16 protein-coding genes are annotated in these 16,379 nt (G+C 30.6%); 8 read left to right on the forward strand and 8 right to left on the reverse strand.

Annotated features, from left to right (window positions below; translation table 11 throughout):
* The first annotated feature begins 19 nt into the window (after window positions 1-19).
* Window positions 20-964, forward strand: a complete 945-nt coding sequence (locus tag K5782_RS02535) for a glycosyltransferase family 4 protein (protein WP_297463800.1) — start codon at window positions 20-22, stop codon at window positions 962-964.
* Here K5782_RS02535 and K5782_RS02540 read toward each other — a convergent pair.
* On the reverse strand, window positions 961-1,854 hold the full coding sequence (locus K5782_RS02540; RefSeq protein WP_297463802.1) for an NAD-dependent epimerase/dehydratase family protein: 894 nt from the start codon (window positions 1,852-1,854) through the stop codon (window positions 961-963). The two genes, K5782_RS02535 and K5782_RS02540, sit on opposite strands and share 4 nt — an antisense overlap.
* An 86-nt stretch (window positions 1,855-1,940) precedes the next feature.
* Here K5782_RS02540 and K5782_RS02545 point away from each other — a divergent pair, with 86 nt between their 5' ends.
* Together K5782_RS02545 and K5782_RS02550 are read left to right on the forward strand one after the other, a co-directional pair.
* Complete coding sequence (locus K5782_RS02545; RefSeq protein WP_297463804.1) at window positions 1,941-3,317, forward strand: nucleotide sugar dehydrogenase; 1,377 nt, start codon at window positions 1,941-1,943, stop codon at window positions 3,315-3,317.
* Window positions 3,304-4,521, forward strand: a complete 1,218-nt coding sequence (locus tag K5782_RS02550) for an asparagine synthase-related protein (protein ID WP_297463806.1) — start codon at window positions 3,304-3,306, stop codon at window positions 4,519-4,521. Before K5782_RS02545 ends, K5782_RS02550 begins: the two co-directional genes overlap by 14 nt.
* An 8-nt stretch (window positions 4,522-4,529) precedes the next feature.
* Here K5782_RS02550 and K5782_RS02555 read toward each other — a convergent pair whose 3' ends face one another.
* Window positions 4,530-5,591: a glycosyltransferase family 4 protein gene (locus tag K5782_RS02555; protein WP_297463808.1), complete on the reverse strand. Its 1,062-nt coding sequence runs from the start codon at window positions 5,589-5,591 to the stop codon at window positions 4,530-4,532.
* A gap of 117 nt (window positions 5,592-5,708) precedes the next feature.
* Here K5782_RS02555 and K5782_RS02560 point away from each other — a divergent pair, with 117 nt between their 5' ends.
* Complete coding sequence (locus K5782_RS02560; protein WP_297463810.1) at window positions 5,709-6,755, forward strand: methyltransferase domain-containing protein; 1,047 nt, start codon at window positions 5,709-5,711, stop codon at window positions 6,753-6,755.
* Here K5782_RS02560 and K5782_RS02565 read toward each other — a convergent pair.
* The gene (locus tag K5782_RS02565; RefSeq protein WP_297463812.1) at window positions 6,747-7,436 is read right to left on the reverse strand and encodes a class I SAM-dependent methyltransferase; all 690 of its coding nucleotides are present in this window, start codon (window positions 7,434-7,436) and stop codon (window positions 6,747-6,749) included. The genes K5782_RS02560 and K5782_RS02565 overlap by 9 nt on opposite strands.
* 460 nt (window positions 7,437-7,896) lie before the next feature.
* On the opposite strand from K5782_RS02565, the gene K5782_RS02570 reads away from it, so the two are divergent.
* On the forward strand, window positions 7,897-8,055 hold the full coding sequence (locus K5782_RS02570) for a hypothetical protein (protein WP_297463814.1): 159 nt from the start codon (window positions 7,897-7,899) through the stop codon (window positions 8,053-8,055).
* Window positions 8,056-8,171: 116 nt separating this feature from the next.
* Window positions 8,172-8,675 (forward strand): hypothetical protein, encoded by a 504-nt coding sequence (locus K5782_RS02575; RefSeq protein WP_297463816.1) that lies wholly within the window; start codon window positions 8,172-8,174, stop codon window positions 8,673-8,675.
* Between the two features lie 212 nt (window positions 8,676-8,887).
* Here K5782_RS02575 and K5782_RS02580 read toward each other — a convergent pair whose 3' ends face one another.
* Window positions 8,888-9,547, reverse strand: a complete 660-nt coding sequence (locus K5782_RS02580; RefSeq protein WP_297463818.1) for an acetyltransferase — start codon at window positions 9,545-9,547, stop codon at window positions 8,888-8,890.
* A gap of 35 nt (window positions 9,548-9,582) precedes the next feature.
* Between K5782_RS02580 and K5782_RS02585 the strand changes: the two genes are divergently transcribed.
* Entirely contained in the window at window positions 9,583-10,437 is an 855-nt protein-coding gene (locus tag K5782_RS02585; protein ID WP_297463820.1) for a sugar phosphate nucleotidyltransferase, read from the forward strand.
* Between the two features lie 4 nt (window positions 10,438-10,441).
* On the opposite strand, the gene K5782_RS02590 is transcribed toward K5782_RS02585, so the two are convergent.
* Window positions 10,442-11,581: a DegT/DnrJ/EryC1/StrS family aminotransferase gene (locus tag K5782_RS02590; protein WP_297463822.1), complete on the reverse strand. Its 1,140-nt coding sequence runs from the start codon at window positions 11,579-11,581 to the stop codon at window positions 10,442-10,444.
* Between the two features lie 77 nt (window positions 11,582-11,658).
* On the opposite strand from K5782_RS02590, the gene K5782_RS02595 reads away from it, so the two are divergent.
* Window positions 11,659-12,654: a glycosyltransferase gene (locus tag K5782_RS02595; RefSeq protein ID WP_297463824.1), complete on the forward strand. Its 996-nt coding sequence runs from the start codon at window positions 11,659-11,661 to the stop codon at window positions 12,652-12,654.
* Window positions 12,655-12,689: 35 nt separating this feature from the next.
* Here K5782_RS02595 and rfbB read toward each other — a convergent pair whose 3' ends face one another.
* The 3 genes from rfbB to K5782_RS02610 are packed head-to-tail and all read right to left on the reverse strand — an operon-like array spanning window position 12,690 to window position 16,375.
* Window positions 12,690-13,622, reverse strand: coding sequence for a dTDP-glucose 4,6-dehydratase (gene rfbB, locus K5782_RS02600; RefSeq protein ID WP_297463825.1), 933 nt, complete (start codon window positions 13,620-13,622; stop codon window positions 12,690-12,692).
* 8 nt (window positions 13,623-13,630) lie between these two features.
* Window positions 13,631-15,199: a phospholipid carrier-dependent glycosyltransferase gene (locus tag K5782_RS02605; protein WP_297463827.1), complete on the reverse strand. Its 1,569-nt coding sequence runs from the start codon at window positions 15,197-15,199 to the stop codon at window positions 13,631-13,633.
* Window positions 15,200-15,238: 39 nt separating this feature from the next.
* Window positions 15,239-16,375 (reverse strand): hypothetical protein, encoded by a 1,137-nt coding sequence (locus K5782_RS02610; RefSeq protein ID WP_297463828.1) that lies wholly within the window; start codon window positions 16,373-16,375, stop codon window positions 15,239-15,241.
* Window positions 16,376-16,379 lie beyond the last annotated feature (4 nt).

Below are 16,379 nucleotides of genomic sequence, written 5' to 3' on the forward strand. Positions count from 1 at the left end.
CTAAAACTAATTTTGTTTTGTGAAGATACTCTTTATTTCTCCAAGATATGAAGGTGGTGTTGGAGGCCATGCATTTAGGGTCGCAGAGAAACTGCGTGAAGTTGGATTTGATGTAAAATTAATGCATGTTCCACATGTACCGATAAAAAATTTGAAAAATCCAAGCTTTGCAGTTTTTGGAATGATTAAAGCAATACTTGACAGAGAAAAATATGATGTTGTACACGCATGGAATGTCCCTTCTGCATTTGTGATGAAGTTTGTAAAGGCAAAAAAGAAAGTTCTCTCAGTTCACGGGATTTATTCAGAACAGGTAAATGCATTGCACTCTGTTGCCACAAGTAGCATGGTTAGTAATGCAGAGTCTAAAGTTTTAAAATTTGCAGATGTTCTTACAACTGATTCAAAATCCGTTCAAAAAACATACAAAGAAAAACTGGGTCTTGATTTTGTGTATCTTCCAGCACCTCTAGATATTAAAAAATTCGATTCAATTTCAGATGTAAAAAAAATTGAGAACCAAATTGCCTATGTTGGGCGAGACAGCTTTGAGAAGGGAACCGATATTTTACGAAATATAGAGCCACAAACTAAAGGCAAAATAGTTTACTGTACAAACATGTCATGGATTGAGGCTATGAAAAATCTCAAGGCATCTTCTGTTCTTGTCGTTCCTTCAAGAATGGAGAGCTTGCCACAATCAATCAAGGAAGCATTTTTTTTAAAAATTCCAGTAATAGCTACAAGTGTTGGAGACATTCCAGAAGTGATTAAAAACAATGAGACAGGAATACTTGTCTCCCCAAACGATCCGCAGTCGTTACTTGATGCAATTAATTCATTATTGGAAGACAAGGAAAAGGCATCAAAAATGGCAGAAAAAGCATATGACTTTATAATTGAAAATTTTACTTGGGAGAAATTAATCTCCAAATACACTGATTTTTATAAAAATTTATCTTAGATAAAAAATTTTGATAATCCGTTTTTTAATTCCATAGAATATTTCCATTTTAATATCGATTCAGTCAAACTGATATCTGCCTGACTAGACTGTACATCGCCATCCAGTGCATTTTCATACTGTATCTCTAGTTTCAAACCTGATAACTCGATCATTATTTTTGCAAGCTGCTCAATTGATGTTGTAATACCTGTACCGATATTGAAAAATCCGTTATTTACATTACCTTGCATAGCAGCTATGTTTGCAAGTGCAACATCTTCAACAAAAATAAAATCTCTTAATTGTGTACCTGTGCCAAAAATTATTGGAGATTTTTTCTCTTTTAATCTGTTGAGGAATTTTGTAATTACACCGGCATATGAACCAGTTTGACCCTCTCCGTAGACATTAAAGTATCTAAGACCAATAATGGATACATTATCTTTGGAATATTTTTCAGCAAGAAACTCGCCGTCTAATTTTGTCTTTCCATACGGGTTGATTGGATTACGTTCACTATTTTCAACTATTGGGATTTTTTTTGGATTTCCATAAACACTTGAACTGCTTGCATAAACTACTTTCAAGTCAAACTCTTTTGCAATTCTAAATACATTTTCAGTTCCTTTTACATTGACATCAATGTATTCTTGTTGTTTTGTAAATGATTCTTGGACATCTGTAAGTGCAGCTTCATGAAATATACCGTCAGAATTTTTTAATATGTCTCTGAGCTGATCAAAATCTCGTATGTCGACTTTATGAAACTCTAAATCAAGTGATGAAATTCTCTCAATCTTTCCTCGGTACAGACTATCAATTACAATTGGAGTGTGATTTTGCTTGAGGAGTTGTCTTACTATGTTGTTTCCGATAAACCCTGCTCCTCCTGTTACTGCAAATTTCATGTCGTCGCTAAAATTTTCCAATCTTTAAATCTTCATCATTAATAAAACTAAAAAACAAGTAAATTATGTGAAGTTGTAAGTCAGAAATGAAAAATGTTCTAGAAATGAGTGAATCTGAGTTCAATAATAGCATCCAATCAGGATCACTCAAAATATGTGTAATTGGAATTGGGAGAATAGGTCTTCCAACTGCATTATCGTTTGCCAATTCTGGTCTATCTACTATCGGTCTTGATATCAACTCTGAACTAGTTGATATGGTCAATCAAGGAGAATTTCCTTTAAAGGACGAACCTGGATACCCTACAATCTTTGAAAAAGTTTTAAAAGAAAAAAAATTCACTGCAACTACTAAAATTCAAGATGCTGTTCCTCAGTCAGATGTAATAGTTTTATCATTGCCTACACCAATGGATAAACAAAACGTACCAAATTATGATGCCTTACGTTCAGTAGGAAGACAACTCCACGAATTTTTAACTCTAGGTTCTATAGTCATTGTTGAAAGTACCATTGAGCCAGGTTTTATTGAGAACGAATTAAAATCAATTATAGAAGGAAATGATCTCAAACTAACTGCTGGCAAAAATTTTGGTATAGGAGTATGTCCAGAAACTGCAAATCCAGGACAAATTCTTAATGACTTTGAGAGATTACCTAGATTAGTTGGAGCAATAGATCAAAGAACACATAATATAATAAAAAAAATCTACAAACATGTTTTTACTGTAGACTTGATTTCAATGCCTGACTGTAAAACAGCAAATGCAGTAAAGTTGACAACAAATGTTTTTCGTGATCTAAACATTGCATTTATCAATGAGCTGGCATTAATCTTTGAAAAATCTGGAATAGATATCATGACAGTTTTAGAAGCTGCAAAGACAAAATATAACTTTCAAGTTCATTATCCTGGAGCTGGAGTTGGCGGACCGTGTCTTCCTGTAAACTCTTATCAAATGATAAATTTTGCAAAAACCTTTGGCTTTGATAACTTTTCAATTGTTGAAACAGGAAGAAGAATCAATGAATCAATGCCAGATCATGTAGTTGAACTTTTGAAAGATGCTTTTAGCGAATCTTGTACAGACATAAAACAGTCAACAATATTGGTTTTAGGCGTAACATACAAACCTGATGTAAAAGATGTTCAATTAACTCCTGCTGAACTAATTATCTCAAAATTACACCAATTAGGTTCTAATGTAAAAATATATGATCCGTACTTTAAGAATTCAACTCTGTTTGGAATAAACTGCGAATCAAATCTTGTGGAATCTTTGAGGCAGTCAGATGCATTAATTGTGGTTACAGCTCATAAAGAATTCCATGATCTAGAGCCAGCATTCTTAAAATCAACTATGAAATCACCCGTGGTAATTGACTCTAGATGTATAATTAATCAATTTGATGCAAAAAATGCTGGATTGATTTATCGTGGAGTCGGGCGTGGAAAAATCTAGTTCAAAATTAGCTCCTAATTCAATCAAAAATATTCTTACTCTTAGATACAATCCAACAAAAAATTCACTAATTCCAAAAAAAACCTGGAAAGATTTTGTAGAAAAACCTATTTTAAATCCAGTTGACTTTGTTGAAGATTCTATAAAATCAAACATAAAACATTCTATAAAAAATCCCAGAACAAAGGTGGCAGTTGCATTAAGTAGCGGCGTTGATTCTACTTTGGTTTTGGCACTTTTGAAGAAAACATATCCTACAATTCCAATCAGTACAATATCTGTAAAATTTGCAGAAAGCATAGATGAATCAAAACATGCTGCAAAAATTGCACAAAAGTTTGATGCAGATCATCATATTTTATATATTGAAAACTATCTTGCGGAACTTCCTGCAGCCCTAAGTATTATCAAGCAACCCTTTTGGGATTTGCATTGGTATTATATTGTAAAAAAGGCAAAAACCCTGTCCGAGTATCTTGTATCTGGTGATGGCGGTGATGAGTTATTTGGAGGATATACTTTCAGATATGAAAAATTTCTTTCACTTACAAAAAAAAATTCTTCCCCAATTGCAAAGATAAAGGCATACATGCAATGTCATGAAAGAGATTGGGTACCTGATCAGCAAGACTTGTTTGGGCAAAGGGCAAATTTTTCATGGAAGGAAATATACAATTATCTTTTGCCACATTTTGACAATTCATTACACCCACTTTCACAGGTGTTTTTAGCTGATTTTAACGGTAAATTACTCTACAATTGGATTCCACTAAACACTGCATTTCATAGACATTTTAGAGTAAAACCTGTAACGCCAATTCTATCAAAGAATGTGATTTCTTTTGCTACTAATGTCCCAATCGATATGAAATATGATCAAAAAAGAAACACAGGCAAATTAATTTTGAGACAAATTTTACAAAAGTACTCACTTGAAAAAATGCTCATAAAGAAAAAACAAGGCTTTTCTGTAAATACTACTAATTTATGGAAATCACACGGATATGATCTGTGCAATTACTATCTATCTGATGCCAGAATAACACAAGACAAATGGATAAACAAAACCTGGATTCAAAAACATTTTCATAAAAATGATCTAGATATAAGATATGTAAATAAATTTTTAGGAATATTGGCATTGGAAATTTGGTATAGGTTGTTTATCACAAAAGAAATGAAATCAACTACAATCCTTTCTTAATTTTTCAATTATTTTTTATCAATATGTTCTTGAACTATTTTGAGAAATCCATTTGCCATTCTTTCCCAACTGAAATTATCTATGACAAATTTCCTTCCAGAATCTCCCATATTTGCTGCCAATACTTTATCATTTATCAACAAAGTCAATTTATTGATCCAATCTTCATGATCTCCTTTTTTGATTAAAAATCCTGTTTCCTTATCAATCATTAATTCAGGTATTCCACCAGCATTGGTAGCGACAACTGGTTTTTTCATGAGCTGAGCTTCCTGCAATGTCAAAGGAGACATGTCTATTCCACTTGCCAAGGCGTATACATCCAGTGCTGCAAGATACTGTCTTACTTTATCTGGATATTCCAAGGCGCTAAGCCATTTGAAATTATTATATTTACCAAGTACATCTGTAATCTTTTGTCTGTATGGACCATCGCCTGCCCAGTAAAATGTAACATCAGGCATTGCCTCAATTACTTTAGTTAATGTAAGAATTTCTTTTGTTTTCCCCCATATCCAAGCTCCTTGTAATAATCCTACACATGGATGCTTTAATTCCATTTCTTTAACTGGATACCATTTTGAAGAGTCTATTCCACCATACAATACTTGAATTGATTTTTTTGGATAGTGTTCTTTTACTATGGGTTCCAGATATTTGCAGATTGGCAAAATTACTGCTGCACCGTTGAAACATTTTTCTGCAATTCTCTGCTTCCACCATAACACTATACGTTTTATTGGTGATTTGTAGAGTGTTTCTTTTGCCCACTTCATCTCAGACCAATAATCTCCTCTTAACAAAATAAACAATGGAATCTTGGAAATAACTGCGGCAACTCCAAAATGTGCTTGCCTATCGATAAATATTGCATCAGGTTTGAACTCTGATACTAGTACATCGAACTTCTTACGTGTTTGAAACCATTTTCTAATATCTCTACTTGGAAAACCTGTGTAAACATCAAGATCATGAACCAGTTTGTATTCAACACCAAGCTTTGCTAATGCATCACCAAACTCCTTTAGATGGAAAAATTTTGGTTTTGCACCTGCAATGAGTAATCTCAACTTAATCTAACCTCATTATCCATGTTTTTTCTAAATTCATGACTGACAAATTTTGATATCTTGTACATTTATTGCATACAATTAATTTTTATTTAGCAAATTAAGGGTCAAATTTGATTGAAATCCATTCTTGTAAATTACCTTGCATGTCCTGAATGCGGTAAAGGTTTTACGCTAAAATCACAGATATCAAAGGGTACTGAAATAATAGAAGGCAGACTTGTATGTACCAAAGGTCATAAATTTAGCATTATTCGTGGGATTCCAAGATTTGTTGTTGATAAAACCGCTGGTTTTGTAAAAACTGAAGACGCATTCTCATCTAAATGGAAAAAATTCAACAAAACATATCATGAAAAAAAATGGCTCCTTCACCAACAAAACTGGTTTTTGGACAGATTTGGATGGAATAATCTGAAAAATTTTAATAAATTCCTAAAAACACGTACCTTAATTCTTGATGCTGGTACTGGCATTGGCAACAGTGCAAAGCTATTCTCTACAAACCCTGATGCCCAAGTTTTTGCAATAGATGCAAGTGCAAGTGTGGAATTTGCTTACAAAAGATATGGGGCAACTCCAAACATTCATTTTTTACAGGCAGATCTTCGTAAACTTCCATTTAAAAAACAGTTCTTTGATTTTATCTGCTCTGATCAAGTTCTTCATCACACAAAAGACACAGAGACTTCCTTCAAATACCTAACAAAGTTTCTGCAAAAAAGTGGACTTGTCTCAATTTATGTGTATAACAAAAAAGCACCAATGCGTGAATATGCAGATACATACATTCGTGAATTCACTACAAATATGAGTGAAAAAGAATGTATCGAGTTTTCAAAAGACATGACGTATCTTGGAAAATCCTTGTCACAACTAAAAAAGAAAATTACAATTCCACGTGACATTCCAGTTTTGAAAATTAAAAAAGGAACGTATGATGTTCAAAGATTTATCTACTGGTATTTTCTAAAATGTTTTTGGGCTGAGGATGGAAACTTTGAGCGAAGCGTTGGTGTTAACTTTGATTGGTATTTCCCAAAATTTGCCTACAGACACACGCCAGAAGAAGTACGTAAATGGTTCAAAGATGTTAAAGTAAAGATTACCCACTTTAAAGAAATTGAAAGTGGAATTAGTGTAAACGGAAAAAGTTCAAATTAATTTTTTTGTTATTTTTATTACTGTTTGAACAATACCGGTACCATTTTCTTGAGGCTTAATTACAAATTCATCTTCCTTTAGTTGTTTTAGAAGAGTTTCTTTTAATTGAATTAGTGATATATCATTATAATAACAACCATCATCATCTCTCCAACTCATTTTATGTTTTTTTAAGTCAGGGAAATATCCTCTATATGCATTAATGTAAGCATATTTTTTACATTGTGTGCAAATCTTTGAAATAAACTGTTCAATATCATATACATGATCCACTACTGCATGCGAATAGATTAAATCATATTTTTCAATACTCTCCATCTTTATCCAATCTCCACAAATAAACTGAAAATTAGATTGCTTTTTACAATAATCAATATTTTCTTGTGAAATATCTATTCCTGTATAATTTAGATCTTTAAACAAATGTTTGTATTTTATTGGGTAAATACCAGTTCCACAACCTATCTCCAAAACTGTAGAAATATCCCTTTTTTCTTTTAAATATCTAATAAAATCTTCATGTAGCAAATAATTTCTTTCATGTATCTGAGAATACCATTCATTATCAGCTTTTTTCCATTCTTTATTCCCATAATTTGACTTTCCAATAATTTTCTCTTTAATTCTCCTACGAACAGTTTTTGAAATTGCAGATATGTCCAACTCTTTCTCTAAATTCATTTTTTACTCTTAAATAAAACTTAATCTCTCTTAATCTTCTCTAAGGTTATTAAAAGAGTAAATAATGATGAAGAACTGATGATAAAAAATGAAATATCAAAAATTAGCAAAAAATATTATTTTTCAGATTTTACTGAAAAAATTATGAAAAACTTTTAAGTTTGGCTAAAATTAATTATTCCTTTATTTCATTCTAGAATCCAACTAAATTACCTTATGTTTTATGGAGACATGATGTTGATTTCTCAATTCATAGATCACTACGTCTTGCTGAAATAGAAAATAAAATAGGTGTAACCTCAACTCGGAAACCATCATACAATTAATTGTAAAAACTGTAAAAATACATTTACAGTTACTGAAAGAATACCTAGATTTGTTGTTGACAAATCTAAAGATTTTATTAAAACTGTTCATCTATTGGCATTTTTTAAAATGTTTTTGGGATCCTTCTGACAATTTGGAAAGAAGTGTAGGTGTTAATTTTGATTGGTACTATCCGAAATATGCTTACAGACACACTTCAGAAGAAGTTAAAAGATGGTACCAACAATCTAAAATAAAAATTACACATTTTCAAGAAATTGAAAGCGGTATAAGTGTTACAGGCAAAAAATAATTCTCTTACCTATGTTGAAATTTTAACTCATCTCTAGCTCTATGTTAGTCATATTTAGTAAAAATTTTTTATGAATTTCTTTATATTAGATGATTTCTTCATCAATAGAGAATGTTATGGTAGTTATAAATAAAAATTTGGGATTCAGAGGCTGGTTTTATTTTAGGCAAGGGTGGAGTACATATTTTGCATTTATTTTTGCAGCTATCAATACAATGGTAGTTACTTATTATCTTGCAATAGAAAACATTCCTGCATTAAAAGAAGTATTTCCAACTTTTTACATCTATTTTTTATTCATGTCTTTAATTGGCATCCCAATACTGATTGCAGCTGGATACATTCATTTTAAACGAACCCAAGCATTCAGAGCAGAAGCTGATATTTCTTGGGAATCAAATCCATTTCAACTAAGAATGTTTACCAATTCTGAAATTTTAGTTAAATTAAATCTTCAACTTATTGATAAATTCATCAAGTTTTCCCAAACTGGACAAATTAAGGAAGAGGAACTACGTGAAATAGAGAAAATAAAAGAAGAACTTGAGAAATTTGTTAATACAAGAAGTTTTCAAAATAAAACTGATCTGGATTTTTTTAAAAAGATTAGACGGACATAAATTTTTTACAGGTTTAATTTGTTTTTTCCATAAAATCGTTCTCTCTAAACCATATTCTAAATTTACTGTGTTTCCATAAATCCTTTTTCCCATAATCCTTTGTTTCAATTCTCTTTTTAGTATTCTTGATTGCAACTAATCCATTGAATCATTCGGGTTATTCAAACATTAATTGTTACATTACCAGATAAGATAGTTCTGCTACAAATTATTTAGATGTCTAATTTTTTCTTTATTTTACCTGGTACACCAACACATAACGAGAAATCTGGCACATCATTTATCAATACAGTACCGGCTCCAATCACACACCATTTACCTACATGAATTTTTTCTTTTGTCGTTGTACCAGAACCCAGAAATACCCCTTTTTCTATGATATTGGACCCGTTTATGTGGACACCAGGACTCAAGTCTACAAAATCATCAATTTTGGAATCATGAGCAATTGAACACAAATTATCAATCCTACAATGTTCACCTATTTGTACGTCAACCGTAATGATAGTTCCAGCTTGAATTATAGTTCCTTTTCCTACTATAACTGATTCAGACATGATAACTGATGGATGAATCAGGGTTGCAAATTTCACATTCCTTTTTTCAAGAAGCGCAACAATTTTTTTTCTTATTAATCCGTTACCTATAGCAATTACACACTGAACATCTTTCGCCGTTTTATTTTCGAACCACTCTATACCACCTAATACTTTTTTTTGATGAATTAATTTACCATGTAATTTAGTATTATCATCTATGAAACCCAAAATCTCATAAGTATTTGAAATCTTGTTGTGTTCTAGTAATGTCCATAATACCTCATTTCCAAATCCACCAGCTCCAATGATTACAATTTTATCAGCTTTTTTCATATTCATTTTTATACATTAATTTAAAAGATAAGTTATTGATAAACACCGCTGTAATTCCAGCCGCAGGATTTGGTACAAGATTATTGACACTAACAAAAGAATCACCTAAAGAAATGGTTCCATTGTTTTACAAATCTAATAGTGAAATTACTGTCACTCCTTTGATAGAGAGAATATTCTTGCAGCTTTTTGATGCTGGAATAAGAAATTTTTGTTTTATAGTTGGGAAGAAAAAAAGGGCAATAGAAGATCATTTTACTATTGATAATGAATATTCTAAATTGATTAAAAAAAATAATAAAAACTTTAAACAAGTATTAAAAAATTTCTCTAAAAAAATTGAACAATCAAACATAGTATGGATCAATCAAAATAATCCAAATGGTTTTGGTTCTGCTGTTTTACATGCAAAAGAATTTGTAGGCAACAAGCCATTTCTGGTACATGCAGGGGATGCTTTTGTACGTAGTAATGAAAAACACATCAAGCAGATAATTGACGCTCATAAAAAATACGAATCTATCGCAACTCTATATGTTCGAGAAATAAAAAATCCAAAATTATATGGTGTTGCAGAGGCAGCAAAGATAAACAAAGAATTATACTCAATTCAACGAGTTGAAGAGAAACCAAAACAACCCAAAAGCAATTTTGCCTTAATGCCAATCTACGCGTTTACGCCTATTATATTTGAAGCACTTTCAAAAACAAAACCAGGTTTAAGAAATGAATTACAACTAACTGATGCAATACAAAAACTGATTGATTGGAAATATCTTGTAAGAGCAATTAAATTTAAAAATGCCGATGATTGTATAGACATTGGAACACCAGAAAATTATTTTCGAGCACTTACAGTTTCTTTTAAAGATGCTAAATTGAGGAATTGAAATTTCATCTTTCAAAAAATTCGCGTATGGAGTCTGCAATTAATACTATTTCTTCTTTTTTTAAGTTAGGATACATTGGTAAACATAAAATTTGATCGCTTACTTTCTCTGTAGTTTTTAAAATCCCTTTTTTATATCCGAATCTCTTCTTGTAGAATGTTGTTAAGTGTATTGGTTCGTAAATCACTTTTGTCTGAATCTTTTTTCTATTCATAAAATCTCGAAGTTTATCTCTTGTTTTCTTGCCATTTTTTATTCTTATTGGATATAACATAAAATTACTTTTTCTATCTGCTGGGATTTTGGGAGTTTCGATGTGCTCTATTTTTGTTAATAATTCCGACAAATAATTTGCATTATTATTTCTTAATTCAATTAGTTTTTCTAATTTTGCTAGCTGAGAAAGACCTAAGGCAGCATTTATTGAAGACATTCTCCAATTGTATCCAAGCGAAACATAATCTGGAGAGGCTGATGATATGAAGTAGTTTTCTTTATCAATTCTACCGTGAGAACGAATACGAATCAGTTTTTCATAATCTCTCTTAGAATTTGTAAAAGCAACTCCACCTTCACCTGATGTTATAACTTTATTCCAAGCCATGCTAATGATGGAAAAGTCTCCAAACGAACCTCCATTTTTCCCTTTAAATTTAGAACCCAAGGCAGTTGCCGCATCTTCAATTAATACAAGATTATTCTTCGTTGCTATTTTTTGTAATTCGTTAATTTTACAAATATTTCCTGCATAATGAACAGGGATTATCGCTTTTGTTTTATTTGTTATTCTGGCTTCAACATCAAGTGGATCTAACCCAAAAGTCTCTTCTTCAATATCTGCAAAAATTGGAGTTGCACCTACATATTGTATTGAATTTGATGTTGCAATAAAAGTAAATGATGGTGTGATAATTTCATCACCTTTTTTGAATCCATTGATGATCATAATTGCATGCAAGGCAGAAGTTGCCGAATTAAACGAAACACAATATTTCATTCCAGTTTTGTCACAAAAATCCTGCTCTAATTTTGTAATCTCAGATGAAAGTCCCCAATACATTCCTCTTCTTAACACAGATAGCACATTACTCTCATCATTTTCATCATAATGCATTTTAAAAAGTGGGATTTTCCAATCAATCATTAAATTAAATTAATTTCATGAATAATTAAACAATTTGGAGAAATATGTTATATTGCGCCATAACCCTATAACTCATAATGGAAAGTAAAAAAGAAAGAATTAACGTTGCATTTGTTTATAAACCATGTCCTACGCTTACTAGCACTAACTATCATACTCTCTCATATAATTTTTTTATGAAAGCATTAAAGCGTAATACAAGAATTAAAGTAACCGACATTGCTACTAATGAAAATTATGATGCAAGTTCATTAAAAGACAAATTTGACATCATTTTGCTTTTTGAGAATAGTAATTTTGGTCCTGGATGTATGCCAGATGAAATCTCAAATATGGAAGATCTAGACATACCAGTGATTACAAGAGCTGGTGATCCGTGGAATGCAGATCAGAAAAATATAATGAAAATACACAAAAAAAATAAAATAGATGCCTATTTTGGATTCCATCACCCAGATCTATTCTATGAGTATTATCCCAAGGATTTTGCATATGGTGTTGTGCTATATGGACTAGAACCATTGTTATACAAGCATCTTCAACCATACAACAGCAGAATCAGAAACAGAATTCTAAATTCAGGTGCAGTGGCAAGCAAGAAAATATCCTCTAAACTTATTTATAAATTTAGAAAAAAAACTTTAGATCCTAGAATGCATTATAATCTTCGAGCTAAATGTAATGATTTATCATATGTTGACTATACATCAACTATTCAACATGCATATACTGGAGACAAATATCCATTACTTTTACAAAAATATACTGCCGCCATAGCTGCGATGACGACAAGTTATACTACAAAGTATTGGGAGATTCCTGCTGCAGGATGTCTAACTTTTATGGAAGTTACAGAAAAAAATCATGGCGAATATCTTGGTTTTGTTGATGGTGAAACTGCAATATTCATAAATGAAGACAATTACAAAGAAAAATTTGAACAATATCTAAAAGATACAGATAATCCAAAATGGGAAAAAATTGCTAATGCCGGAAAAGAATATGCATTAAACTATCTAAATAATGATGTAGCTTTGAATTCATTAGTGGATTTAATGGAAAAATTACTCTAAACAGGTTTGTTGAATTTGTGAATTCAATGCTTAATTCAATTTTTGTTATGTAGATACCAATCAATTGTTTGTCTAATACCGCTCTCAAAATCAATTGTTGGTAACCATCCAAGCTGAGTTCTGATCTTTGATGAATCCATACTATATCTATAATCATGCCCAGGTCGATCTTGTACATATTCATAAAGATCTTCCGGCTTGTTCATTATCTTCAAGATTTTTTTCACTACAGTTAATGCATCAATTTCATTTGCCGATGAAATATTATATGATTCTCCAGATTTACCATCCTCTAAAACTCTCATAATTGCTTTGCAATGATCATCTACAAAGATCCAATCTCTAATTCCTTTGCCTTGATTCTGTATCGGTATTTTTTTATTGTAATGAGCAAGCATAATTGTTTTTGGTATTAATTTTTCAAAAAATTGGTGAGGGCCATAATTATTTGTACATCTTGTAATAACAGCATCTATCCCATAGGTTACAACATACGAATTAACAAGTAGTTCTGCAGAAGCCTTGCTTGCAGAATATGGACTAGATGGATTAAATCTAAACATCTCACTAGCACTACCTACTTCTAGACTACCAAAAACCTCATCTGTTGAAATATGCACAAGTCGTTTTTGATACAGTTTTATTTTTTCCAAAATTGTAAAAACTCCATAGATATTAGAATCAATGAATGGTTTTGCGTTATCGATACTTCTGTCTACATGTGATTCAGCTGCAAAATTAATAACTGCATCACAATCTTTAATCAGAGTATCCATTAGTTTACTGTCTGTGATATTTCCTTTTACAAATTCATAATTTTTGCTATTTTGTATTTCTGTTAGATTTTTATGATTAGAACCAGTAAGCTCATCATCTACGTTCACAACTTGGTGATTGAAATTTTTCAAAACATGCAGTATAAAATTACTACCTATGAATCCTAGCCCACCGGTTACTAATAATTTCATGATTTCTCTTAATTTCTAATATTATATGAACTCTCATATCTATTATAGTTAATCTCAAAAATCTTTACTTTGTATTTTTTTAAATTATTTTCATTATTGATTTTTTCAAGAAATGAATAGTCAGATTCATTTTGATAAATCATATTAAAAATGCTATTTTGACTATCTTTCTCTATTACTAAATGTGTTAAATTATTCTGTTTTGCATACGTCATTAACTGTTCAATAGACTCGTAGTCAATGTTTGGAATTATCTTGATTTTATGTTCTAGACTAGTTCTTATGGATTTTCCTTCTTCCCTTTGAATCAAGAAATCCCTCTTAAACTCTTCTACATTATTTGGTAAATCCGAAGATTCTAACAAATTGCTATTAGGATAGAAGTCATTCAAAATTTTAGGAGATTTGTTTAATTCTTTGGTGATTTCCAATACTTCTAGTTCATATTCAGAATCATATTTTATTAAAATAAAGATTGTTGATAATATAATAATAACACACAATGGAATTACTAAATGAATTTTTGAAAATTTATCAAATTTCTTTACTAAAAATATAGTCCATATTGAAAGTAATGGATATAGAGGAAGTAAGTATCTGGTATCTTGTAGCGGTATTGCATAGGAATAAAAAATTGGAGTAGACAGGATTATTCCAGTTAAAAATAGAGAAAATTTATTGAAATCCAGTTTTTTAAAGGATAGAATAAATCCAACTGGTGCAAAAATAATAAAATTTGGTATTAATATCCATCCTAAATACTTTGGAAAGTTTTCAAGACCTTTTATCAAAAATGGAATACCTGAATTATTTTCAGTCATTTTAGGATCTTGTATATGATATGCAACAGTATTTTCTAACCTGTTAAAAAGTAAATCATTACCATGGATATTTTGTTGATAATTCATAAATGGATAAATTGTTACTAAAAATATTAACAAACAAAATCCATATTTAAATAATTCAGAATGATTTTTTCTATGTTTTATGAAATACAATATGGTTAGCGTAAAAAATAGGAATAATCCCTCTGGTCTAACTGACGATGCCATTCCAGCAGTAAAAAATGCAATATAAGAAAGAAAAATATTTTTTCTCAAAAATAGTGCTAAACTTGTTGCTATTAAAAATACAAACATGGGGTCTGTTGAACCTAAACTTGAATTACTTACTACTCTTGGATCAAAAACGAAAATTATTGCAGCAAGTATTCCATATTTTTTTGGAAAAAATAATTTAGATAAGTAAAATATTGGTATTGCAGTAATTGAAGAAAAAACTACACTTGTTAGTTTTTGTATTTCCATGAATGTGTATGTCTCATTGAAAGGAATGATACTAAATAGACCGGATAAGAAAAATGGCCACCCTGCTTTTGATGGTGAGTAATTTGGAATTTCATGGGTGAATTTTATGTCCATTGCAAACATATAGTAATCAAAACTATCAAGAACGACGGGAATCTTTATTGAAAAAAATAACAATCTGAGAACTATTCCAGAAATTATTATTAGCCCTAAAACAAAAAATGGATTTTTATAAAATTGCGAATTATTATCTAAAATTGTTTTACTCACTCTCCGTCTAATTTTTTCATATAATTAAACATTAAATTCCTATTTTGTGATTATCGCATATTTTTTTATGCAAATTAAAAATACTGCGTAAGAAGTTTGACCTAAAACATATGCTATAGCTATTCCTAAGACATCAAATTTTGTGCCTAAAATCATTATTGATAAAACAAGAACAAGAATTGATATGGCATATCCTATAATTATTGGCTTGCTGTTTTCTTGGCTCAAAAATGAAGAAATTAACATTGATGAAATAGTAGAAGGGATTACTGCTAAACTCAATATTGGAATCAATGTGACTGATTCTTGATATTGAGGAAATACATGTGGTATTACTAATGGTGCAACAAAAAATCCTAAAATTGCTAATATGAAAGACAATAAGATAGTATATAATTTAATTCTCTTTGTTGAATTACCGGCAGCTTCTTCTGGAATTACAAAATTTGAAACAATTCCAGGTACTATAGAAAGCAAAGAAAGTACTTGTAATCCTAAATAATAATTTCCCAAAAGTGAAAATCCGAACATGGGACCAATTAAAATTTTATCAATATTCCCGTTTAATGCTCTTCCCAAATCTCTTAAGTATATATTCATTACAAAAACTATTTTTTCTTTTAGTAATGTAAAATTAATTCCATTTTCTTTAATTGTTTTAAAAAAATATTTTAACATAACTAAAAATGATAATGCGACTCCTAGAATAACACCTGTTTGATTTAAAATAAAAAATAATCCAATCGCTAAAACAAACTGAAGAATTTTTTGGATTAAAAAAAGTTTTGAATACTCACTATATGTTCTTCTACCTAATAATTCTGCAATAGTTAAATTATAAATTACACTTCCAATAACAAATATACCAATCTCAAGATTTTGTAAAAATACATAAAGAATAACTGCTGAGATTATGCTTGTAATAAACGAAGTCACATAAATTGTACCTTGAATTTGAATCTTCTTTGCAGAGAAAATTACTATGGCTTGAGGACCACCAATTAAACAAACTGTGGCAACAATTCCTCCTATAGATAACAAATAACTTAATTCACCATATTTTTCGGTTTGTAACATCCCTGCAATAATAAACCATAAGCCTACTGAAATGACACTACCAGCTATATTTGCTATCCCGATTTTAGAAATATTTTCTAATTTAGAGCTCCATTTCATACTA

The sequence above is a fragment of the Nitrosarchaeum sp. genome (genome assembly GCF_025699065.1).
Classification (GTDB): domain Archaea; phylum Thermoproteota; class Nitrososphaeria; order Nitrososphaerales; family Nitrosopumilaceae; genus Nitrosarchaeum.